The organism is Bacillus sp. FSL K6-1005 (genome assembly GCF_038000225.1).
In the GTDB taxonomy this organism is placed as follows: Bacteria; Bacillota; Bacilli; order Bacillales; family Bacillaceae; genus Bacillus; species Bacillus mojavensis.
This window is the reverse complement of record NZ_JBBOBP010000001.1, coordinates 133,697-155,149: the sequence shown is the minus strand read 5'-3', so window position 1 is coordinate 155,149 and position 21,453 is coordinate 133,697. Positions and strand designations below refer to the sequence as shown.

The following is a 21,453-nucleotide window of genomic DNA, read 5'->3' as shown; positions in this document are numbered from 1 at the left end:
GACCGGATTTCATATTACATATGCTGGAGTACAGCACGCTTATAAATATGACGTGTGACGACATAATAAACAGCCTGGAACACAAAATAAATGGAGATGACAATCACGGCCTCAAGAAATAAGTTAGCATGCAGCATGTTGCTTAACGCCACATACGCAAAGCCGGCGTGAATCGTACCCGCGATAAACGGGATGAAGAACAAAAACCCAATTTGTCTTCCTAGGATGGAGTGTATCTCTTTGTCCGTAACTCCCATTCTCTTTAATGCTAACACTTGCACTCTCGTATCTTCTATTTCAGTAAACATCCGCAAATACAGCATGCTGCCTTGAACAATAAAAAACAGTACGCTGACAAACAGACCGATAAACAGCATGAGTGCGACTCCCTGCTTCACAACTTGAAAACTCGGAGCACGCGTTTGAAAATCAGATGTATGTTCTTTCGGCACCATGTTTTCAAGCTTCTCAGAGACCTCCACCGTCTCCTGCCAATGCTCAAGCTCATAGCCTACCACTCTCGTCTGATCCTTCAGCGGCACCTCCTGTGTCAGGCTGTCAAAGCTTTTTTCGCTGACAACCAATAAACGGCTGACTCCTCCGACTGACATCAATATCCCTTTGTTTTGCTGCTTTTTCATGACATAGGAAAGTGATTTTCCTGACTTCATATGAAACGCTGCTTTTTCCCCTTCCCCGAACGTATCTTTCACCATCATTTGAAACGGAACATTGATAAACGCTTCATTTTCTTGTACATGAATAACAGGAAAACCTTTTTCCTTTGCGACTTGATTATAAATTTTCTCTGAAATCAGCAAGGCCTCTGCTTCCGCTTTCCTGTTCCCATACGGCAAGTCTGATTGAAATGTAACAGGAATACCTGTGGCATTCACCTTATATTTAATCTCAGTATTTGCTTTTTTCAATGTATTCTCAGCCGTCTCAGGCTTCATAACCTGAAAGCGGGAAGCGTCTTTTTCCACCCAGGCAACAGATTGAGGAATGCTTTGCTCCTCCTGCCTTTCTAAATCAGCATAAAACATATAGATCACACCTGTAGCGGTTAAAATGACTGCCGTAATCACAGAGGTTAAAAACAGCATGCGTGCGTGATCTTTCAGCCTGAATATCATGTTGGAACGCACAATGATATTGGTCCCTTTGTAAAAGCTGTGTTTCTTTCTGTACAGCATGCGGAAAAACGCAACACTGCTTTGTGTAAAAAAGAAATACGTGCCGATTAACACTAAAATCAAAATCGGAAAGACACGAAACATCATGTCGATCGCATTGGCTGTGGCAGACAGATAATAACCGCCAGCCAGACAAAGCAAAGACAGCACAGTGAGCCACTTTGAATAGGCCGGTAGATTTTTAGGTTTTTGAGCGGATTTAATCAAATCTATGATTTCGAGCTTGCGAATCTGCCCCAGCGATAAAATAAGCAGGACTTGAAACAATATGAGAAAACCGACCGCCGTCAGCACAAATGCTTTCGGTACAATCTCAAACGAGATCGGCACCTTCACACTGAGCATCCATGTCATGACCATAAAAAACAGTTTTGAAAATAACAGCCCCGTGCCGATACCGGCCGCAATCGCCGCAAGAGAAATCAGCGACTGCTCATAATAAATCATCTTTCGGAGCTGCTGCTTTGATGTCCCGAACAGCGTAAACAAGCCAAACTCTTTCTTTCTCGCCTGCAGAAATGCTGAATTTGAATAGGAAATAAAGAATATACAAAACACGATAATGACGATAAGAGCCGCGCTCAAACACGTTTTCACAAGGCTTCCGCCATACACATTGTCTTCCGTCACATCCGGGTGAAAAATAAAAGAGGTGAAGACGAAAAAGACCGAGACGGCAAACACACAGCTTAAAAAGTAAGCAACATATCTTTGCAGATTCCCAATAATGTTCTTACGGGCGATGGTTCTCAAATTCATGAAAATCGCCTCCCAACACACTCAGGGTATCTAGGATACTTTGATAAAACACCTGCTGATTCGTCCCCCTGCGGATCTCTGAAAAAAATTTTCCGTCTTTAATAAAGACGATTCGTTTACAGAAGCTTGCCGCTGTGGCATCATGCGTAACCAATAGTATCGTTGCTTCCTTTTCTTCATTCAGCTGAGCCAGCGTGTTCATCACCTGTTTTGCAGATTTTGAATCAAGGTTGCCTGTCGGTTCATCCGCCAGTATCAGAGCCGGATTATGAATAATGGCTCTTGCACAGGCCGCACGCTGCTGCTGGCCTCCCGACACTTCGTACGTACGGTGGTCGAGAATATGTTTGATTTGCAATGTATCTGCCAGTTCATCTAAGCGGTTTTCCATTTCACTCAGCTTTACCTTGTCCAACGCGAGCGGAAGCAGGATGTTTTCCCGAATCGTCAGCGTATCTAGCAGATTAAAGTCCTGAAAGACAAATCCCAGCTCTCTTCTGCGAAACAGAGCCAGGTCTTGATCCTTTAACGTTTTCGGCTGGATGCCGTTGATCATCATCTCGCCCTGGGTCGGCTTATCAATGGTGGCCAGCAAATTCAGGAGCGTCGTTTTTCCGCTTCCTGACGGCCCCATGATGCCGACAAATTCTCCTTTATTTACACTGAGATCAAAATCGCTAAGCGCCTGATATGACATCGTTCCTTTATTTGAATAATATGTTTTTGACAGCTTCGTTGTTTGCAGTACGTTCATGCCTCTGATCCTCCTTTTTTCTTTATTATAAAAAGGAAGTCAGCAGCCTCCCATCGAACTTTCTTTCAATCTCGCTTTCGAACCTTACAATGCTGTCACATTTGCCAGAGTGTCACTTGAAAAGACAATTGTCATCACGGTGCCCGCTCCCTCTTTTGATTGCGCGTCCAGTTTATGGCCCAGCTGGCTGCACACCTCTTTCGCCAAATAGAGGCCCATTCCTGTCGCCTGTGTCATGCTTCTCCCGTTTTCACCAGTAAAAAACGGATCAAAAATCCGGGGAAGATCCTGCGCCGGGATGCCGATACCGTCATCTGCAACTGATAAACGCGTCTCATGTCCTTGCGTTTCAATCCGAATTGTAATATGATCCCCAACGCCTTGCTTTGAATATTTCAGGGCATTGAAAAGGATTTGCTCCACAACAAAGGAAAGCCACTTTTGATCACTGGAAACCTGGACAGCGTTCGGCGGCACATGTAATTTCGGGAAAAGCCGCCGTTTAATAAACTGCCGTTTTTCCTGATTGATCAATGAGCGGACAAGCTCTGTCAAATCAAAGGTTTCAGGTTTTACATCAAAAGCGAACTCCTCCAGCCGGGCTGTTTGCAGCATCATATCCAGCCCGTGGCGAAACCGTTCATTTTCATCCTCCAGTTCCTCTAAAAATGTCTGAAAGGAAGAAGCGGTCCCGTTCTTTCCTTCTTGAATCATTAAGGAGATGACGGATACGGGTGTTTTCATATGGTGAATCCATTGATTCGTAAAAGTATAATGCTGTTTTTGTTTATTAATATATTGTGAGAGCTTTCCCGCGTATTGATCACCAAGCGCGTTAATCATTTTTGTCCAGAGGGCTTGTTCTCTAGTTCTTGGCTTGCGGGCTTCAAGTGACCGCCCTATGTCATCCGAAGCGGGTGCCTGATCGGCCAGTTTTTTCAAAAATGCCAGAAAGGAAACTTGCCGCATGTAGTCGGCAGTAAAACCAGCGGCCAAAAGGACACCAGGCAGTACCCATATGTATATCATATTTTCTGAAGCAGGCTCGGCACCGCTCTCTATAATGCTTAAATATGCGATAAACATGGCGGCACCTATGCTTAATAAGGAAAAAAGAATAATAGCTAATCGGTCGATGATATAAGTCTTTAACACTCCCGCTCATCCTTCCGATTGACTTCAAATACATAGCCCTGTCCCCTGATCGTTGCAATGGCATCTTTCAATCCGGCATTCTCCAGCTTTCTCCGCAGCCGATTGACATTGACCGTTAATGTATTATCATCAACAAAATCAACGTCGTCCCATAATGCCTCCAGCAATTCATCACGCGAGACAATTTTTTTGTGCTCTCTTATGAAAATCGAAAGCAGCTGAAATTCTTTTTGCGAAAACGAGATGCGGCTGTTCTTCCACTCCGCTTCATATTGATCTGGATATATCGTTAGACCGCCAAGCTCCACCAATCTTGATTCCTGAGACAAAGAAGGAGAATACTCACCATAGGTCCTGCGCAACACGCTTTTGATTTTGGCCATCACTACCTCTAAATGGAACGGCTTCGTGATATAATCATCGCCCCCGTTCTCAATCGCCATCACCTGATTCAGTTCATCAGTCCGCGCCGAGATAAAAATAATCGGGGCATTTGAAATCGTTCGGATTTGCCTGCACCAATAAAACCCGTCAAAAAAAGGCAGGTTGATATCAAGCAGCACAAGATCCGGTTTCATTTCCGAAAATTCTTCCTTTATGTCATTCAGCTTTTCAGCTATTTTTATATGATATCCGTATTTCTGAAGATGGCCGCCCAGCAATGACGCAATCCGTTCATCATCTTCCACGAGTAAGATCCGATACACGTTTATCCCCCTTATATATCTAACACGGTGATTTTTCTAGAAGATTCCAAAATTATTATAGCATGTGGGGGATAGTAAATCGGGCTTTTTCTATTCGTTATGGTAGAATGAAAAAAGGGAAAAATTTCTTAATAAGTAGGTGTTATTATGAAGATAATCATGCTACTTGTAACCATTACGTCAACTCTTTCAGCATGCCAGCCGAACTATACCGGGGAATACATAGAAATTGGAGATTCACTGACTGAATACGAAAAAGAGTGCTTTAAAGAGAATCACATTCCTTATCAATATGAAAAAGGGAAACTGTATATCCCGGAAGATGCATTTGATGTAGTAATCAATACTTGTTCATAAGAAAAAGCTTGCAGTATGTCTGCAAGCTTTTCACATTACAAAAAATAAGTGTTTAATTTCTCTTCAAACTCTGAAGGGGCGATGTCACTTTTTTGGCCTTCTCCGCCGTTTTCATGAATCGTAAAATGGCGGTCTGACATGACCATCCGCCCGTTCGGTGTCAACTTTGAGGCGAGCAGTGATTTGTTAAAAGGAGATTTTTCATGAGAATGAATCAGGTCCTTCATGTCATCTAAATCACCGGGATCCCTCTCTTCAAGGGTAAAGGCATAACCGATTTGCCAGCCTTCTCCTTTGTCCATCAACAGAAGATGGGTGCCCATTTCCGTCGCTTTTTCCTTGATTCGGAAGGCTCCCACAGGAGATTGTACCCTTTCTCCGGAAAGCGGTATCGGCTCCAGCGCCAGGTTGATGCCAAAACCAATATCAACAATGTAATCTCCCTTTTCTGCCGACAGCCATACAGCAGCATGGGTTCCTTCTAATGCCCACTCTTCTTGCTTTCCTGCATAAACTGTTCCGCGAATGAGCTTCACATGAAAACCGGCATCACGTAAGACATAGTAAAGAAAACCATTCAGGTCGTAGCATAGCCCCCCATGCTGTTCTTTGATCAGACGGCGCCAAAGCTCTTCTTTGGTTAGCTTATAATTCTCTTTTGCAAGAACTGCCCGGTTTTCAAAAGGGTATCGGTACGCCATTGCTTTTAGAAAAAGGGGAAGATCCTCGAAGCTGACATGATCCTTCTCCCAGCCGATTTTCTTAAAACAGTCTTTCAGAAAATCACTCATTTTGTATCACCTAAACTTCCTCTTGAACATACGCCGAAAGCTTTTCCAACGCCTCTTGTTCATCTTCTCCCTCGGCAATCAATGTGACTTCTGTGCCTGTACTTACCGCAAGGCTCATCAGCCCCATGATGCTTTTCGCATTTACTTTCTTCCCATCCTTCTCAAGAAACACATCTGACGTAAACCGGTTTGCTTCTTGTACAAACAAAGCAGCAGGACGCGCCTGCAGTCCTGTCTTTAATCGAACTTCCACTTTCTGCTGAACCATAAGATCTCCCCTTTTCTTTACGGTTATTTTAAAGTGACGGTTTGCCCTGTCCGCAGCTGTTCTGCGATTTCGTCAAGTTTTCTCAGCCTGTGATTGATCCCTGATTTGCTGATTTTCCCGCTCGCTACCATTTCCCCCAGCTCTTTCAGCGTCACTTCCTGGTAATCAATCCGCAGCTGCGCGATTTCCCGAAGTTTTTCAGGAAGCGCCTCCAAGCCGATTCTTTCATCGATGTATTTAATATTTTCCACCTGTCTGAGCGAAGCCCCGATGGTTTTGTTTAAGTTGGCTGTTTCACAATTGACAAGGCGATTAACCGAATTTCTCATGTCTCTGACGATTCTGACATCCTCAAAACGCAGCAATGAATTATGTGCGCCGATCACGTTCAGAAATTCAGTAATCTTTTCAGCCTCTTTTAAGTAAGTGATATAGCCTTTTTTCCGCTCGAGCGTTTTGCTGTTTAATTGGAACTCATTTAACAGTTCGCATAATGAATCGTTATGCTCTTTATAGAGAGAAAAAATTTCTAAATGATACGAGGAGGTTTCCGGGTTATTGACTGAACCTCCCGCCAAAAATGCCCCTCTCATATAAGAACGCTTGCAGCATCTCTTTTTGACAAGCTCTTTTGAAATATTTCGTTCAAACACAAAATTCTCGCCGAGTATTTTTAAATCTTCTAAGATGAACTTTGCATTCTCTGAAAAACGCACAATGTAGACGTTATTCTTTTTCAGCCGCATTTTCTTTCTGACCAGCAGATCAACCGACACATCATATTGTCTTTTCAGCAATGTATAGATGCGGCGGGCAATCGCTGCATTTTCAGTTTGAACATCAAGTACGAGATGGCGGTTAGCAAATGATAAAGATCCATTCATTCGGATAAGTGCTGACAGCTCTGCTTTAATGCAGCAATCCTTCACTTCCAGGTTCGTTAATTCTTTTTTTGTTTCCGATGCAAATGACATATAGCCACCTCATTTCAAGGCTTCATTCTTTCAATAAATCGACAAGAAGAGAGGCCACTTTATGTGTATCGTGACGAATTACGCCATTTTTATGTGTTACGATTTGATCTCTGATAACTTCAAGCCCCATTGCTTTCAGCTCTTCGATATCAAAATCAACAGGACGCGCCGATTCTACTGCGTACTTACGTTTTATTTCGTCAGGAATGTCTTCACTGTTAACCAGTATGGTATCGATAAAACCGCAGCCCATATGCTGATTGAGCGCTTTCACATGATCAGCAGCGGTATAATGCAGCGTTTCTCCGGGCTGTGTCATCACGTTGCAGATATATACTTTTTTCGCCGGCGCCTTGATCACTTCTTCTCCAATTTTTGGAACGAGCAAATTCGGAAGAATACTGGTATATAGGCTTCCCGGTCCGATAATAATCAGATCCGCTTCCCTGATCACATCTATTGTTTCCGGCAGCGGATCAATGTTTTCAGGCGTCAGAAAAACGCGCTTAATACGCTGGCCGTACTCCGGAATAGTGGACTCGCCTGTGACCACGCGGCCGTCTTCCATTTCGGCATGCAGAACAACACTGGCATTGGCTGCCGGCAACACCTTTCCTCTTACATTCAGCACCTTGCTCATTTCTGTGACAGCGTGAAAAAAATCACCGGTTATATTCGTCATCGCTGCCAAAATTAAATTTCCGAGTGAATGGCCCGTTAAATCGTTCCCCTTATTAAAGCGGTGCTGAAAGAGATCCTCAACTAGCGGCTCCACATCGGATAAAGCGGCAAGCACATTTCTGATGTCTCCGGGTGGCGGGATTTTCAGTTCGTTCCGCAGCCGCCCCGAGCTTCCTCCGTCATCAGCAACAGTGACAATCGCCGTAATATCAACGGGTTTATGCTTTAAGCCCCGAAGCAATACAGAAAGGCCCGTGCCGCCGCCAAAAATGGCAATTTTCGATTTTTGTTCCATCTTATTTCCGGCTTCTCTTTTCGATGTCCCGGTGAGTAACATGAGTATAGTAATCCTTTTTGAAATAGTCAGCTAAATACTCGGCAAGCGTCACAGAGCGGTGCTGGCCCCCTGTGCAGCCGATCGCAATGACGAGCTGGCTCTTTCCTTCTCTTTTGTAGGACGGCAGCATAAAGCTGAGTAAATCGATTAATTTTTCATTGAACTTTTGTGTTTCGTTCCACTTCATGACGTAAGACGATACCTCTTCATCTTTTCCAGTCAGCGGCCTCATGCTTTCGATATAATATGGGTTCGGCAGAAATCTGACATCAAACACGAGATCGGCATCAATGGGAATACCGTATTTAAAACCAAATGACATGACATTTACCGTAAATGTCTCGCCTTGGTTTGTCGCAAAATGCTTTACGATTTTCTCGCGCAGATCGCGCGGCTTCATGTCTGATGTATCATAAATCATTTGAGAGCGGCCTTTTAATTCCTCAAGCAGCTCACGTTCCAGCGCGATGCCTTCGAGCGGAAGACCAGTCGCTGCCATTGGATGCGAACGTCTCGTTTCTTTATATCTTGTCACGAGAATCGAATCCTTCGCGTCCAGGAATAAAATTCGCGGTGTAATCCACGGATTTTCCGCCATTTCATCCAGCGCCTCAATCAGCCGGTCAAAAAATTCACGGCCGCGCAAATCCATAACAAGCGCGACCTTGCTCATTTTCGAATTTGATTCCTTCATCAGTTCTAAAAATTTCGGAAGCAATGAAGGCGGCAGATTATCGACGCAGAAATACCCGAGATCCTCAAAGCTTTGAATCGCAACGGTTTTCCCCGCGCCCGACATGCCGGTTATAATGACAAGCTGAATATCATGTGATTCACTAACACTCATCTTTCTCCCCCCTGACTTGTCTTTCTATTTGATATGCTGCGGATCTAAACGATAACTGAGCAGCTCAAACTCCGGTGTATACGTAAATGTGCCGTGCAGCAGCCCTTGTCCCTTCATCATAAAGTCCAGGATATGGCCGTCTCCCGGAGCCATAGGCAGGTTTTGAATATCCTTCACATTGTGCCACTGCAAAATGCCTTCCTCTGATTCAGACACGTTCTCTCCCGTATAGGAATCAGCGACAAACGTAAACATCATCCACTCGGACACAATATGGTCACCGTCTTTAATGATAAAGGTAAAAACGCCTTTTAGCTGAGGATTTATAATATAGATACCTGTCTCTTCTCTAAATTCTCTGATGACGGAATCCCTGACTGATTCTCCGCTCTCCATCTTGCCTCCCGGCGCGACCCACCAGCCACGTCTTGGCTTTTGGAGAAGAAGAACTTTGTCATCCGCCTTGAGAACACAATTTGTCACTCTTTGCAAGTACGTCACCTAACCTTCTCGTCCTGTCATCGTCTCTTTATTATACCGTTTCAAGATGCCTCTCACAATGAAGAGACATTGACAATCTTTCCTTCTATTTTACAGCATATTCTTCCCAGCGTTCAGATGATTTTATTGTGAAAGGAAATTGTCTTTTATTTTTGGACAAAAAAAGGACACGGATAACTGGAGAATCCGTGCCAAAAGTGTATTCATTATAAAAAGGGGGTCAATTACTTTATTAATCATAACCGATAAGTTTTACACAACTGTTACAGCGTAATTAAAACCCAGTAACGTTATGTGAAACTCGTATGACAGCCCTTTTTTATTTTAAGGTTTTCAGCGTTTCCTGGAGCTCTTCGACATAATGCTGTACGCTTTGTGCCGCAATACTTCCATCTCCTGTAGCCGTTACGATTTGGCGCAATGATTTTTCACGAATGTCTCCGGCTGCGAAAATCCCTTCAACCTTTGTTTCCATTCGGTCGTTGGTTTCGATGTAGCCTTCTTCATTCGTGATGCCAAGGTTGTCAAACGGTTTAGACAGAGGAAGCATACCGATATAAATGAATACGCCGTCTGTTGTGAATTCACTTTCTTCACCGGTCACCGTATCCACAAGCGTCACTTTGCCGACTTTGCCGTTTTCCTCATGAATTTCCTTCACGGTTTTATTCCATAAGAAATCTACTTTTTCATTATCAAACGCTCTCGCTTGGAGAATGCTTTGCGCACGGAGTTTGTCACGTCTGTGAACGATCGTTACTTTTGAAGCGAAACGTGTTAAATACACGCCTTCTTCAACCGCTGAGTCCCCTCCGCCGACAACAACCAGCTCTTTGCCTTTAAAGAAAGCGCCGTCACATACTGCACAATACGAAACACCGCGGCCGCCCAATTCTTTTTCGCCAGGCACGCCGATTTTTTTATACTCTGCACCTGCGGCAATGATAACAGCACGTGCTTTATATTCTTTTGAACCGGCTTTCACAACTTTGTACTCTTTGCCGTCCACAATTTCTTTAATATCGCCATAAGCGTATTCAGCGCCGAATTTCTTTGCATGTTCAAACATTTTGTTGGAAAGCTCAGGCCCGAGAATGCTTTCAAAACCAGGATAGTTCTCCACATCTTCCGTGTTTGCCATTTGGCCGCCCGGAATTCCTCTTTCAATCATTAATGTCGATAAGTTTGCTCTAGATGTGTATACAGCGGCCGTCATCCCAGCAGGACCTGCGCCGATAATAATCACGTCATATATTTTTTCTTCTGACACACTCACTCACTCCTTAAAACGTCTTTTCGAGTTGGGCTCTTCCTTATAAGATAAGAATCCCCATCAAACGTATTCCTTACCCATATCCTATAAAATCTCATGGTGATACGCCATTTTTTTGCTCATTTTTTTCGAAACGCGATTAGATGTATTACAAAAGGGTATGTATTTAATAAAAGAAAGAGCCTTCTGTCCATAGAAGGCCCTTGTCTTATTTATTATTGAACAACACGTCTTACGTTGCCATTGAAGTATTTTTTCCAGTAAGGGTTACTCATAGAATCAATTGACACACCATGAGATGTATTGTCATTTAGGAAAGTACCGTTTCCTAAATAAATACCAACGTGTCCATTCTTCTTGTAAGTATCAAAGAAGACTAGGTCTCCGCGTTTCATTTCTGACGCGCTTACAGCTCTTCCTTTATTGATCAATGTGTCAGTAGTGGTTCCACTAACAGGTCCAAGGTTGACACCTGCAGAAGCGTAAGCCCAGCGAACGAATGATGAGCAGTCAAAAATACGGTTGTTGATATCAGACTGAGTGCGTCCGCCGCCAAACTTGTACGGAGATTGTCCGACAATGCTTGAACCAACGCTGATTGCGCCTTCAATTCCGCCTGAGTTGCTGATGACAGTGCCGCCTGAGTTATTGCTTGAGCTGCTGCTCTTCTTAGAAGATGAGCCGTTAGACGAACTGTTAGATGCACCGTTAGAAGAATTGTCTGAAGAATCATCATCAGATGAGCTTGCTTTTGCTGTTTCAGTTGTAGCCGATTGGCTGTCATCTGTTTGTGTTTCATCAGATGCTTTTTGTGCTTCTTCCTGCTTTTTGATCAGGGCAGCCGCAGCTTCTTGTTGTTTTTTGATGCGTGCTTGTTCTGCTTCAGTATCTGCTTTTTGATTTGCAAGTGCAGACGCTTCTGATTTTAATTCAGAAATTGCCGCAGCCGTTTTCTTCTGGCTGTCTTTTGCTTCGTCGAAAAGCTTGTCTTTTTCATCTAGCTGTTTATCAAGGTCCTTTTGCATTGTTTCTAACTTAGCCAATGCAGCTTGTACTTCTTTCAGCTTATCATTCAGATCTGCTTCAGAGTCTTCAAGCTTCGCTTTATCCTGCTCTTGCTGCTTGATTAAATCTTTGTCTGCATCAACAATAGATGAAACCGCAGTAGCGCGTGAGATAAAATCACCAAAGCTTGTTGATCCTAAAAGTACATCTATGTATCCTTGAGATCCGCCGCTTTCCTGTAAAGAACGAACGCGTTTTTTCAGGATTTCGTTACGTTTTTCGATGCGTGCTTCTGTTGCTTTAATCTCTTTTTTCAGTTCTTTGATTTCTTTTTTCGTTTTATCGTTTTCTTCTTTTTTATCTTCGATTTTGTTGCTTGTATCGAGCGCCTTAGCGTTAATGTCTTTCAGTTCTTTTTCAATCTTTGATTGGTTTTCCTGAAGCTCAGTTAATTCTTTTTCCTTCGCTTCAATGCTGGAAGCAACCTCAGATTGCTTGCTTTCGATTTTTTGTTTCTTTTCATCTAATGTTTCCGCCGATGCAGTTTTACTTGTAAATGGGATCAAAAAACTGCTTGTCCCGATGACGGAAGCCAAACCAAGTGTCAATAAACTCTTTCTCACTTTTTATATCCTCCCTTTTACTGTGAACCTGATCTCATTTGGAATTGTATTTTGAACATCAAGTTTCGTTCCTCATATTCTACGAGGAATGATGATTGTTTATGGTTAATTATTCTGTGCATCTCTTATTCTGGGTGTATAGCGTTTATTTCACATCATATGTAAAAAACACTAATTCCTTATGTACGAGAATCATTATACCATCAAGTTTCGACAAATTAGCGATAAATTTTATTACATTTGTGTTTCAAACAGATGTCAGGTTGCACATCATTTGTCATCTTTCTTAAATTGATAAAAAACCTGTCGATATTATTTTTAAAATATAATTTATAGAATAAAAAAAGAGTTGATTCTGCGAATCAACTCTCCATAAATATACTATTCTAAAATATCATCAATATATTTCATATATTTCGTCAAAGTGGCCGGAGAGATGCCAAATTGGGCTGCCGTTTCTTTTTTGGTGTCATGTTTGCCGTGGGCTTCTTTCCAAATATAGTAGATAGCAGCAGCCCATCCGCTCACATTTTTCAGCGGCCCCGCTGCGCGGATTTGCTGTATCACATGGAATACCCAGCAGCTCATGACTTCTGTTTTCATCTCATCCTGTTCTGCTTCTTCCAGCAATTTAACCGTTTGATAAGCAAAAAGCGCATCCTCTGACACATCTGCTGCTGCGGAATCTCCGTGCAAGAGCAGCTTAACGAAATGGTTTTCAAAAGGAGCGGTGATGCGCTTCGAGCGTATCACTGCTTCAAGATGCTCCGTTTCACCCTTGGTGCTGCTGATATAATAGGCAGCCAATCGCTGTTCTACTGACGAAGGAAGTACTTCCCGCCGCTCAACCCATGGAGCCGGACGGTCCGCTCCGGGATATTGCGATTCGACTTTTCTCCATACCGTTTCGGCAAATTCTGTATGGCCCGTAAAGTAAGCAGAGCACGAGAGCCAGTAATAGAATGTATCGTCTCCTTCAAAACCGCTTTTATATAGTGATCTGAGCCATTTGTACCCGATATCATAGCGACCGACAAGCGACAGGGTGGCACCCAATTTATAGCGCTGTTCAAATAACATCGGATATACATTTGAAAGCTGATCACTCAGCTCTGCCACCTTTTCATCTTCTCTTTCATAATAGTAGAAAACGAGAAGATTACATAAAGCGTGAAGATTTCCTTCATTATTATTTAGCACTTTATAAGCCGTTTGTTTCGCTTTCACAACATTGCCGGAATAAAAGTGGGCAAGGGCGAGATTATTATAAGCGGACCAAAGCTCAGGATATTCATTTGTGATTTCCTCAAGAGCCGCAACAGCTTCAGCAAGCTGACCGCTTTCAAGCAATGACTTCGCCCGGTCTTGTTTGATAAGCAATTCATCCTGATCATATAGAGAATCCTCAGGCCCGCCGTCTCCTAAATCAAGCAGATCAAGCAGACTATCATTCTCTTCGGAAAATTCACCGTCCGGATCAGCGTCTGAATAAGCTGCAGCTTCTTTATAAGCTTCCTGAAAGAGTCCCAGATGGGCAAAGTTATTTGCTTTAAAATAATGACATTCCGGCATTTCCGTCTCCAGATTCGCCAAAATATAATCAAGCAGATCGTTTGATTCCTGGTATTGCCCCATCTCTGAATAAATGACCGCAAGCTGCGAAAGCATCTCTGAATCCTTCGGCTCCAAATGAACCGCGCGCTGGATCAGTTTGCTTGCCCGCTTCAAATTGCGTTCTTTATACGCCTTCAAACCTTTATGAAAAAAATAATGTCCATCTTGAAGCAGCTGGACAATTTGTGCGTGATTTTTATGTTCAGAAGTGTGTTTTCCCACAACTACCCTCCGTTTTATACAATATTACCGTCAGTAGTATACCATAAATCGTAAGCTCCTCAATAGTTCAAAAGGAAGGATTGGGAAAATCCCTCCTCTTTTTTTTACTGGCTGAATCAACCAGAATTTACCCGGCTTTGTTTTCTAAATCCGCATTCATTTTCAGCTGCTGTTCAGCAAAATCTCTGTAAAGGTCATGGGAAGCCATTAATTCATGGTGCGTGCCCCGTCCCGTAATTTCCCCTTTTTCAACAAATAATAGCTGATCTGCATCTACAACAGTCGATAAGCGGTGAGCGATGACAATTGTTGTCCGGCCTTCCATCAGCACCTCAAGTGCCTGCTGCACTGATTTTTCAGATTGACTGTCGAGGCTGGAAGTCGCTTCATCAAGCATCAGAATGCTCGGGTCCCGTAGAAGCGCCCTGGCAATCGCAATTCTTTGTCTCTGTCCGCCCGACAGCATGATGCCGCGTTCACCCACTTCAGTATCAAGCTGATTCGGCAGCTCCTTAATAAAATTAAGAGCGTATGCCATCTCCGCTGCTTTTTCGATTTCGGCATCCGTTACCTCGCGTTCTAGCCCATAACAAATATTGTCTCTGATCGTTCCCGACATTAACGGACTTTCCTGTGACACATAGCCGATATGCTGACGCCACGATTCGAGCGAATACGTATCCACCGGCTCATCTCCCAGCTGAATGGTTCCTTCAGTCGGAGAATAGAAACGCTCAAGAAGCTTAAACAGCGTGGTTTTTCCGCCGCCGCTCGGTCCAACAATTGCTGTTACTTTTCCCGCTTCAATAACGGCGCTGATATCCTTCAAGATCAGCTGCTCAGCATTATAGCCAAAGGACACATGATCGAGCCGGATAGGGAGATGCGCGTTGTCAATTTGGTTTCCTGTGACGGTATCTTCCTCTTCCTCTGCCAAAATCTCAATCATCCGTTCTGTTGCACCGATTGATTTTTGCAGCTGTGTGAAGAACGTTGTAATCTGGCCCATCGGCATAATGATTTGAAACAAATATAAAATAAAAGCCACGAGTGCCCCGGCAGTCAATTCGCCTGATGACACCTGCATACCGCCGTACCCAATAACAGCCACGAGCGCGGCCATTAATACGAGAGAAATAAGCGGTCCGACAAGAGATTGCACCTTCGCCTCACGAACCCCAAGCTGGAATAATGAAGAAATCCCCAGTTTCCCGCGTTTATATTCGACTTCCTCTGCATTTGAAGCCTTCACAAGCCTGATTTCCGGAAGGATTTGATTCAGCAGCCCCGTAAAACGTGCGGTTTCATCTTGGGTTTCCCGAGAAATAGAAAACATCTTCTGCCCGATCGGCACTAGGATCAGAGCTGCTAATGGAACAACAACTAAAACAAGCAGCGTCAGTTTCCAGTTCATAATGAATAAGATGGTGAGTGATCCAATGACCGAAATGATGCCTGTTATAAATCCGCTGATATGGCTGGTAATCAGCTCTTTTACCACCATCGTATCATTCGTGACCCGGCTGACAGTTTCACCGGAAGCGTTAGTATCGAAATAAGATACAGGAAGCTTAATTAATTTCTTCCATAATAAATCCCTTAGCCCAGAAATGATTTTTTGCCCGCTATAGTTTAGTGCGTATGTAGCGTAGGCGCTTAAAGCGGCTTGGATAAGAAAAACGAGCGCAATCAGCCCGATTTGCGTGCCGGACAGCGCTGACATGGAAAAACCGTCGACAAGCTGTTTCGTTAATAGAGGAATCAGCAGGCTGACCAGTGTTGTGACAATACTGAGAATCAGCGCAAAGGCGAGCTTTCCATAGGATGGGTTTGTCTGTTTCACTAATGCAAAAAAAGCTTTGAATTTTCTTTTAGGTTGCTGTGTTGGCATAGTATTTTTCCTCCTGTTTCAATCCCTTTACGCGGTCAGCAAGGTTGAACGGAATATAATAGGATTATTTTTACTCTTTCTAAATCATATCAATGGAGAGAGACTTTTTCAGTATATTTTTCTTGTACAATGAAAATAAAAATCCCCTATTCATGACTCGAATAGGAGACGTTTCATATTATAGATCCTTTTCAGGCTTCTTTTTTCGGTACGTTAAGGTAACATCTTGCTGTCTCAGGTCCTCAATGATCATTTTGAACCGGTCAACCTTTGCAGCATGCTCCTCTTTTATCGTTTGAAGTGCAGTCTTCTGCTTTTCGCTTTTCGATTCAAGCTCTTCTTTTATTTTTTTGACAATCATTCCTTTTTGCCCTTTGATTTCTTCTTTTAATGCAGATTCGAATTTTTTAGTCAGGCTGAGAATGTCGTTGATGGGTTTATTGAGACTGCCTGCTTTCCCCTTCATTTCGTCATGGGTTAGAAACATATAGGTGGTTGATACAACTTCTGTTTCACTTTCTGAAAATAAGGAAGTCACTCTGTCTATTCCTCCTAAGGCTGAAAATCGAATAACTGTGAGATCATTTCTTCTTTTTCAAATAGCTTTTCGATGCTCTCGCGGATATTTTTGATAAAATTCTTTTTTTCCGTTGTCTGTTTTTTGAGTTCTGCAACAATTCCGTCATTAGCAGGGAGTGCACCTGTATGGAACGATTCATGAACTGATATTTTCTCTAATTTATCGAATGTGTGACTGAAACCGGCCGCAAGCCGGAATTGAAGATCGAAGGCATATTGCGAAGGGTTTTCTTCCATATGTTGAATCGCCGTGATGATTGCCTGTTTTTTGTCTATAAACGCTTCATCGATTTCCTGCCGGAATACCTTTTGGTACGCAGAAATCGCATCTTCCATATCTTCAACGATCTTCATGCCGTTTTGATAGATTCTGACAGCGGACGAGATATTGACTTTAATCGTTTCTCCCGAGCCGCTCTTCCCTGTAAAGTAAATATCGGAGCCTTTATAGCTGAAGCCTTTTTCCTTTGATAATGCGTTCAGCATTTGGACGATGCTGTGGCCGTCGACGATGAGTTTTAATGCGTCTTTTGTTTCTGCGTCTAGCGTTTCAAAAGAAGAAATCATTGATTTTACATACTCCACAATTTCACCAACATCATTTAGAGCTTGCGTGAATTGGCCGTGCTTTAGATGATCAATGAAATCATCGTATCGTAATTCTATACCTTTCATACTCGCATTAAGATTAGATAATTCTTTTTTTATGACTTTTTTCTGTGTATCATCAATATAACCATTTTCAGCAAGCTGATCTACAATAGGCCCGCTGTTCCCCAACAGGGTGTGAAGAAAACCTAAAAAGGCTGGCAGCTGCTCTTTAATTCGGCCATACATTTGCTTAACATCATCAAAATCTTCATAAATAACACTTGCTTTCGCTAAAACGCCGTCTGTATGCTTTACTTTTTCTATCAATTCTATGTCTATCCCGCTGGCTGCTTTTACAAAACCGTTTAAGCCGTCTTTTTCATAGTCACCCTTATATTTTTGAAGGTATTCCTGCATCGACCTTACGTCTTCATCAGGAATCCCATCCATAATGTTTCGGATGCCTTTCACACTTGTGTTCGTATCCGCCATCTTCACATCGCCAAATGTAATGAAATCCGCCTTGCCGCTGACTCCGTACAGCGGGTCATCTTTTGAGATGCGTTGGGTGATGTTTGCTGTGACGCCTTTGTCTTCATAATATTTTTGGATTTCTATTTTTAGCTTTTCTGATGGGATATCATTAATATCTTTTAAGCGTCTAATATGAAATTTATGCATTATCTTATCTCTCAAATTCAAATCAGTTGCTAATAGGTGATCAACACTTATTTGAGCTCCGTTAACTCCATAAACTTCATCAAATTCCCCATCAATTAATTGAACCATCACCTGATTATTATTAGCCAGTGAGTGACCCATAGCAAAGGTCTTTAAATCATTAGAATCCATTGTTTCTTTTTTTGCTTTTCTTGTAAACTCTTTTGTCGCTTGATACTGGCTGTCATCTATCCCTAAAAAGAGACCGAAGAAATTGTATGACCAATCCTCGTTATCTGCACTACCCTCTGAAATAATATGAAGTTGATTAATGTGTTGTTTGTCATCCTTAATATAAATTGCTGTACCATCATATCCGGATTCTCTTATTGATGTATCCACGTTTGAATTTTTCTTAAAAAGTTCATTTGATGTATATATTTCCACGTTTTTTGGAAGCTCTTGGTGTGTTTCTTCTTTGCAAATTCTTCGGACCTCAGCTTCAAAATCGGCTTTAGCTTTCTTTGTTTCATGCTCATTATCAGAAGCAAATTTTTCTTTATAATCGTATTCTAAGTTAATTAAACGGAGTTTCACATTTTCATTTTCAAATATATTTTTGTTTTCCATTCTATTTCTCCTTTTTAACTTTTAAAAAGGTAATGGAGTCTATTATTTTTTGAACTTTTTGTCTGGCTTCTTCTTCTTTTAATGAACAAGGTTCTTCATCTTTATAACAAGCAAATCTAAAGGAATATTCTATTCCTAGATAATCCTTTTTGGTAGATTTAACATAGCCAAAAAATCTATAAGAATAATTGTTCTTTCCGTCTACGTCATCAAAAACACTTTTCTTTTGAGCAGAATATACAATTTTATCAGATAGCTCTCTTTCTCCGTATTTTCCTTTATAACCGTTTCTTCCGCTTACGATGTCAAGCATTGTATCCTTGTCATTTGCAAAACTTTTGTCTTGATGATAATCCAGTTGACCATCATATTGAATGTTAGTTTTTTTATTAAAACTATCAAATACTATTGTTTCTTCATTGTCTCCTGTACTGGACATATCAGGTACGTATTCCCCATCCGCCGGAAACAACATCCTAAATCCTTTCAACTTAGACTCCAGCAAATAGTACCCAGGCTCTTCTTCCTTCGTTGACACCATGTACTCTCTCGTTTTCTCGTCCTGAAACGCGGGAACTTGCGGCAGGTCTTTTGGGTCCATGTCTTTTGGTTTTACGGCTTCTGTTTTATTGTCATTTGTGGTGTTTTTATCATTGTCGTTCATACTGCATCCTCCTGTCAGGGCAAGTAATAAGCTGAAGCAAATAAAGATAATCTTTTTCATTACGAACCTCCAAGGGTTTTACTGTTTTTTTCAAAATCATACTAATGACCCTGTTACAAAGTAATTATTTTATCCTTATTCATGTTACAACATGGAATAAATTAGATAAATAGGAAATTCGGATTGGTTTCACCTAATATAACAGAAGGAAGAACTTAATTAATAGGATAATAAACCCACACACCAAAAAGACCACCGAGTTCCCCCGGCAGTCTCGTACAGATATTACTGTCTTTTTTTGAATAGGACATCCTTGAGATAAGCTAACTTTGATCCTAACAAGATGAATAAAACAGCTCTTCCAAACAAAATCATTGAAATCGAATCGTTGAATCATTCCTTGCGGTATAATGAATTCGGTTTCATCAGAAGCTCAAAGGCAAACAACTGAAAAATCATATCCATTAGCGCTAAAAATACTGTTGACAAGCTCTGCATCTATATCGGTTGATGCGATAGCAAACTGTTTGGCCTATATTTTATAGTCATCCGAACACTATGAAAAAATTTAGGGATAGGGGAACGTCCTCATCGGGAACCTTTCTATAATGACTATTCCGTTGACATCAATGTTTGTATTTTTTGTGCACATCAACAAATGTTCTTTATTCTATATTATGTTATTCACTTCCCCTCTTCCCGCTCTCTAAATTAAAGGCAACAGAGTTTAGTATTTTTTCAACTTTTTTTTCGTAGTCTTTTGGATTTTGCTTACATGTCTGTGCATTTGCTGAACAGCTAAACATAAAAGAATACTCCATCCCTAAAGAATCTTGTTTTTTTGATTTTATATAACCAAGATAAATATAAGATGATTTCTCTTCTTTGTTAAAGTTTTCTTGTTTTGTAGCAAAGTAAATATCCTTATCCTTCGTTTCTAATTTCTCAAAATTACCTTTGTATTCATTTTTACTGCTAACAATATCCAACATAGTCTCCGGTTCGTTTATAAACGATTCATTTTGATAGAACTTTACTGACGCATTCATTACTATATTCGTTTTTTTATTAACACTATCAAAATATAGTGACTCGTTTGTATTTGAAGTTTCAGAGTCGGAATACTCCGTATCCTCCGGAAACAACATCCTAAACCCTTTCAGCCTAGACTCAAGCAAATAATACCCTGGCTCTTCTTCTTTCGTTGACACTATGTACTCTCTCGTTTTCTCGTCCTGAAATGCAGGTACTTTTGGCAGGTCTTTTGGTTTTACGGCTTCTGTTGTGGTGTTTTTACCATTGTCGTTCATACTGCATCCTCCTGTTAGGACAAGTAATAAGCTGATGCAGATAAAGATGATCTTTTTCATGACGAACCTCCAAGGGTTTTATGCTACCTACCAAAAACCTTATTGCAAAGTGTTTTTTTATCCTCATTTGCTTTGATTTCCTTAACTTCACTTGCATAACTGAAGAATTTTTGATTTCCATTCTTATTTGTTCTTTTTATTTAATAAAAAATTGATAGAATTAATTAATTTCTCAACTTTATTTTTAGCCTTTTCTTCATCTAAAGAGCATGGTTGAATTTCATTTTTGCATCCGAAAGTAAAGGCGTATTCTACTCCTAAGTTATCTTCTTCTGTAGATTTCACATATCCGAAGTAACTGTATGAATCATTATATTTTCTATCAATATCGTCAAAGATGTCTTTTTTCTTAGCAAAGTATATATCCTTGTTCTTTTTACTGCTTTTTTTGTTTTCACATTTATAATCATTCTTCCCGCTTACAATATCTAGCATTGTTTCAGATTCATTCACAAAACTCTCTTCTTTGTAATATGTTACATGCCCATCAAACATTACATTGGTGTCTTTATCATAACTATTAAATCCAATACTTTCTTTATTTTTCCCGGTTAACGATGATCTTCTTGCTAGATATTTCGCATTCTCCGGAAACAACATCCTAAACTCTTTCAACTTAGATTCAAGCAAATAGTACCCAGGCTCCGCTTCCTTAGTTGACACGATGTATTCTCTCGTTTTCTCGTCCTGAAACGCGGGAACTTGCGGCAGGTCTTTTGGATCCATGTCTTTTGGTTTTACGGCTTCTGTTTTATCGTCATTTATGCTGGATTTTTCATTGTCGCTCATACTGCACCCTGCTGTCAGGGCTAGTAAGCTAAAGCAGATAAAGATGATCTTTTTCATGACGAACCTCCACGTTTTTTTCTGAGAATAATAGTCTAATGACTCCGATAAGGGGTATATTTAGCCCTTTTCCATGTTATACCATGGCGGAATTCAAATAAACTAGGAAATCTAGCTTTGTCTCGAAATGTAAAACACTGCATACTTTTCTAAATGCC

Annotated in this window: 20 protein-coding genes; 1 reads left to right on the top strand and 19 read right to left on the bottom strand. The window is 41.4% G+C overall.

Features of this window, described 5'->3' with window-relative positions; translation table 11 throughout:
- Nucleotides 1–14 precede the first annotated feature (14 nt).
- The 4 genes from NST16_RS00725 to NST16_RS00710 all read right to left on the bottom strand — a co-directional run bounded on the left by NST16_RS00725 (nt 15) and on the right by NST16_RS00710 (nt 4,571).
- The gene (locus NST16_RS00725) at nt 15–1,955 is read right to left on the bottom strand and encodes an ABC transporter permease (protein WP_340883503.1); all 1,941 of its coding nucleotides are present in this window, start codon (nt 1,953–1,955) and stop codon (nt 15–17) included.
- The gene (gene psdA / locus NST16_RS00720) at nt 1,930–2,709 is read right to left on the bottom strand and encodes a lantibiotic ABC transporter ATP-binding protein PsdA (RefSeq protein WP_168748824.1); all 780 of its coding nucleotides are present in this window, start codon (nt 2,707–2,709) and stop codon (nt 1,930–1,932) included. The genes NST16_RS00725 and psdA overlap by 26 nt, the downstream gene beginning before the upstream one ends.
- Nucleotides 2,710–2,793: 84 nt before the next feature.
- Nucleotides 2,794–3,864, bottom strand: a complete 1,071-nt coding sequence (locus tag NST16_RS00715) for a HAMP domain-containing histidine kinase (RefSeq protein WP_340883500.1) — start codon at nt 3,862–3,864, stop codon at nt 2,794–2,796.
- Nucleotides 3,858–4,571, bottom strand: a complete 714-nt coding sequence (locus NST16_RS00710) for a response regulator transcription factor (protein WP_010331994.1) — start codon at nt 4,569–4,571, stop codon at nt 3,858–3,860. The genes NST16_RS00715 and NST16_RS00710 overlap by 7 nt, the downstream gene beginning before the upstream one ends.
- 147 nt (nt 4,572–4,718) lie before the next feature.
- Here NST16_RS00710 and NST16_RS00705 point away from each other — a divergent pair, with 147 nt between their 5' ends.
- The gene (locus NST16_RS00705) at nt 4,719–4,928 is read left to right on the top strand and encodes a hypothetical protein (RefSeq protein WP_010331995.1); all 210 of its coding nucleotides are present in this window, start codon (nt 4,719–4,721) and stop codon (nt 4,926–4,928) included.
- A gap of 35 nt (nt 4,929–4,963) precedes the next feature.
- Here NST16_RS00705 and NST16_RS00700 read toward each other — a convergent pair whose 3' ends face one another.
- The 15 genes from NST16_RS00700 to NST16_RS00630 all read right to left on the bottom strand — a co-directional run bounded on the left by NST16_RS00700 (nt 4,964) and on the right by NST16_RS00630 (nt 21,295).
- Nucleotides 4,964–5,719, bottom strand: a complete 756-nt coding sequence (locus NST16_RS00700) for an arylamine N-acetyltransferase family protein (RefSeq protein WP_340883496.1) — start codon at nt 5,717–5,719, stop codon at nt 4,964–4,966.
- Between the two features lie 10 nt (nt 5,720–5,729).
- Nucleotides 5,730–5,987, bottom strand: coding sequence for an HPr family phosphocarrier protein (locus NST16_RS00695; protein WP_024122965.1), 258 nt, complete (start codon nt 5,985–5,987; stop codon nt 5,730–5,732).
- Nucleotides 5,988–6,010: 23 nt separating this feature from the next.
- The gene (gene whiA / locus NST16_RS00690) at nt 6,011–6,961 is read right to left on the bottom strand and encodes a DNA-binding protein WhiA (RefSeq protein WP_010331998.1); all 951 of its coding nucleotides are present in this window, start codon (nt 6,959–6,961) and stop codon (nt 6,011–6,013) included.
- A 22-nt stretch (nt 6,962–6,983) separates the two neighbouring features.
- Nucleotides 6,984–7,937, bottom strand: a complete 954-nt coding sequence (mgfK, locus tag NST16_RS00685; RefSeq protein ID WP_168748828.1) for a gluconeogenesis morphogenetic factor — start codon at nt 7,935–7,937, stop codon at nt 6,984–6,986.
- A 1-nt stretch (nt 7,938) separates the two neighbouring features.
- Nucleotides 7,939–8,826, bottom strand: a complete 888-nt coding sequence (rapZ, locus tag NST16_RS00680; RefSeq protein ID WP_010332000.1) for an RNase adapter RapZ — start codon at nt 8,824–8,826, stop codon at nt 7,939–7,941.
- Nucleotides 8,827–8,850: 24 nt separating this feature from the next.
- Nucleotides 8,851–9,327, bottom strand: a complete 477-nt coding sequence (locus NST16_RS00675; RefSeq protein ID WP_081638370.1) for an 8-oxo-dGTP diphosphatase — start codon at nt 9,325–9,327, stop codon at nt 8,851–8,853.
- Between the two features lie 319 nt (nt 9,328–9,646).
- The gene (gene trxB, locus NST16_RS00670; protein ID WP_168748830.1) at nt 9,647–10,597 is read right to left on the bottom strand and encodes a thioredoxin-disulfide reductase; all 951 of its coding nucleotides are present in this window, start codon (nt 10,595–10,597) and stop codon (nt 9,647–9,649) included.
- Nucleotides 10,598–10,815: 218 nt separating this feature from the next.
- Nucleotides 10,816–12,228 (bottom strand): C40 family peptidase, encoded by a 1,413-nt coding sequence (locus tag NST16_RS00665; RefSeq protein WP_340883489.1) that lies wholly within the window; start codon nt 12,226–12,228, stop codon nt 10,816–10,818.
- A gap of 381 nt (nt 12,229–12,609) precedes the next feature.
- Nucleotides 12,610–14,064: a tetratricopeptide repeat protein gene (locus NST16_RS00660; protein ID WP_326334263.1), complete on the bottom strand. Its 1,455-nt coding sequence runs from the start codon at nt 14,062–14,064 to the stop codon at nt 12,610–12,612.
- Between the two features lie 127 nt (nt 14,065–14,191).
- Nucleotides 14,192–15,955, bottom strand: coding sequence for an ABC transporter ATP-binding protein (locus NST16_RS00655; protein ID WP_168748833.1), 1,764 nt, complete (start codon nt 15,953–15,955; stop codon nt 14,192–14,194).
- A 178-nt stretch (nt 15,956–16,133) separates the two neighbouring features.
- A complete protein-coding gene (locus NST16_RS00650; RefSeq protein WP_286057914.1) occupies nt 16,134–16,493 on the bottom strand; it encodes a hypothetical protein in 360 nt (119 codons plus the stop codon).
- 14 nt (nt 16,494–16,507) lie between these two features.
- Nucleotides 16,508–18,415, bottom strand: a complete 1,908-nt coding sequence (locus NST16_RS00645) for a DUF6792 domain-containing protein (protein WP_340883486.1) — start codon at nt 18,413–18,415, stop codon at nt 16,508–16,510.
- A gap of 1 nt (nt 18,416) precedes the next feature.
- Nucleotides 18,417–19,139: a lipoprotein YvcA gene (locus tag NST16_RS00640; RefSeq protein WP_340883483.1), complete on the bottom strand. Its 723-nt coding sequence runs from the start codon at nt 19,137–19,139 to the stop codon at nt 18,417–18,419.
- A gap of 620 nt (nt 19,140–19,759) precedes the next feature.
- Entirely contained in the window at nt 19,760–20,449 is a 690-nt protein-coding gene (locus NST16_RS00635; protein WP_340883481.1) for a lipoprotein YvcA, read from the bottom strand.
- A 123-nt stretch (nt 20,450–20,572) separates the two neighbouring features.
- Nucleotides 20,573–21,295, bottom strand: coding sequence for a lipoprotein YvcA (locus tag NST16_RS00630; protein WP_340883479.1), 723 nt, complete (start codon nt 21,293–21,295; stop codon nt 20,573–20,575).
- Nucleotides 21,296–21,453: the final 158 nt, after the last annotated feature.

Excerpts from the sequence above, each read along its gene's own strand:
- NST16_RS00655 (WP_168748833.1), bottom strand. The coding sequence starts at position 15,955 with ATGCCAACACAGCAACCTAAAAGAAAATTCAAAGCTTTTTTTGCATTA.
- NST16_RS00705 (WP_010331995.1), top strand. The coding sequence starts at position 4,719 with ATGAAGATAATCATGCTACTTGTAACCATTACGTCAACTCTTTCAGCA.
- mgfK (WP_168748828.1), bottom strand. The coding sequence starts at position 7,937 with ATGGAACAAAAATCGAAAATTGCCATTTTTGGCGGCGGCACGGGCCTT.
- NST16_RS00700 (WP_340883496.1), bottom strand. The coding sequence starts at position 5,719 with ATGAGTGATTTTCTGAAAGACTGTTTTAAGAAAATCGGCTGGGAGAAG.
- NST16_RS00695 (WP_024122965.1), bottom strand. The coding sequence starts at position 5,987 with ATGGTTCAGCAGAAAGTGGAAGTTCGATTAAAGACAGGACTGCAGGCG.
- psdA (WP_168748824.1), bottom strand. The coding sequence starts at position 2,709 with ATGAACGTACTGCAAACAACGAAGCTGTCAAAAACATATTATTCAAAT.
- NST16_RS00630 (WP_340883479.1), bottom strand. The coding sequence starts at position 21,295 with ATGAAAAAGATCATCTTTATCTGCTTTAGCTTACTAGCCCTGACAGCA.
- whiA (WP_010331998.1), bottom strand. The coding sequence starts at position 6,961 with ATGTCATTTGCATCGGAAACAAAAAAAGAATTAACGAACCTGGAAGTG.
- NST16_RS00645 (WP_340883486.1), bottom strand. The coding sequence starts at position 18,415 with ATGGAAAACAAAAATATATTTGAAAATGAAAATGTGAAACTCCGTTTA.
- NST16_RS00635 (WP_340883481.1), bottom strand. The coding sequence starts at position 20,449 with ATGAAAAAGATCATCTTTATCTGCATCAGCTTATTACTTGTCCTAACA.
- rapZ (WP_010332000.1), bottom strand. The coding sequence starts at position 8,826 with ATGAGTGTTAGTGAATCACATGATATTCAGCTTGTCATTATAACCGGC.
- NST16_RS00640 (WP_340883483.1), bottom strand. The coding sequence starts at position 19,139 with ATGAAAAAGATTATCTTTATTTGCTTCAGCTTATTACTTGCCCTGACA.
- NST16_RS00725 (WP_340883503.1), bottom strand. The coding sequence starts at position 1,955 with ATGAATTTGAGAACCATCGCCCGTAAGAACATTATTGGGAATCTGCAA.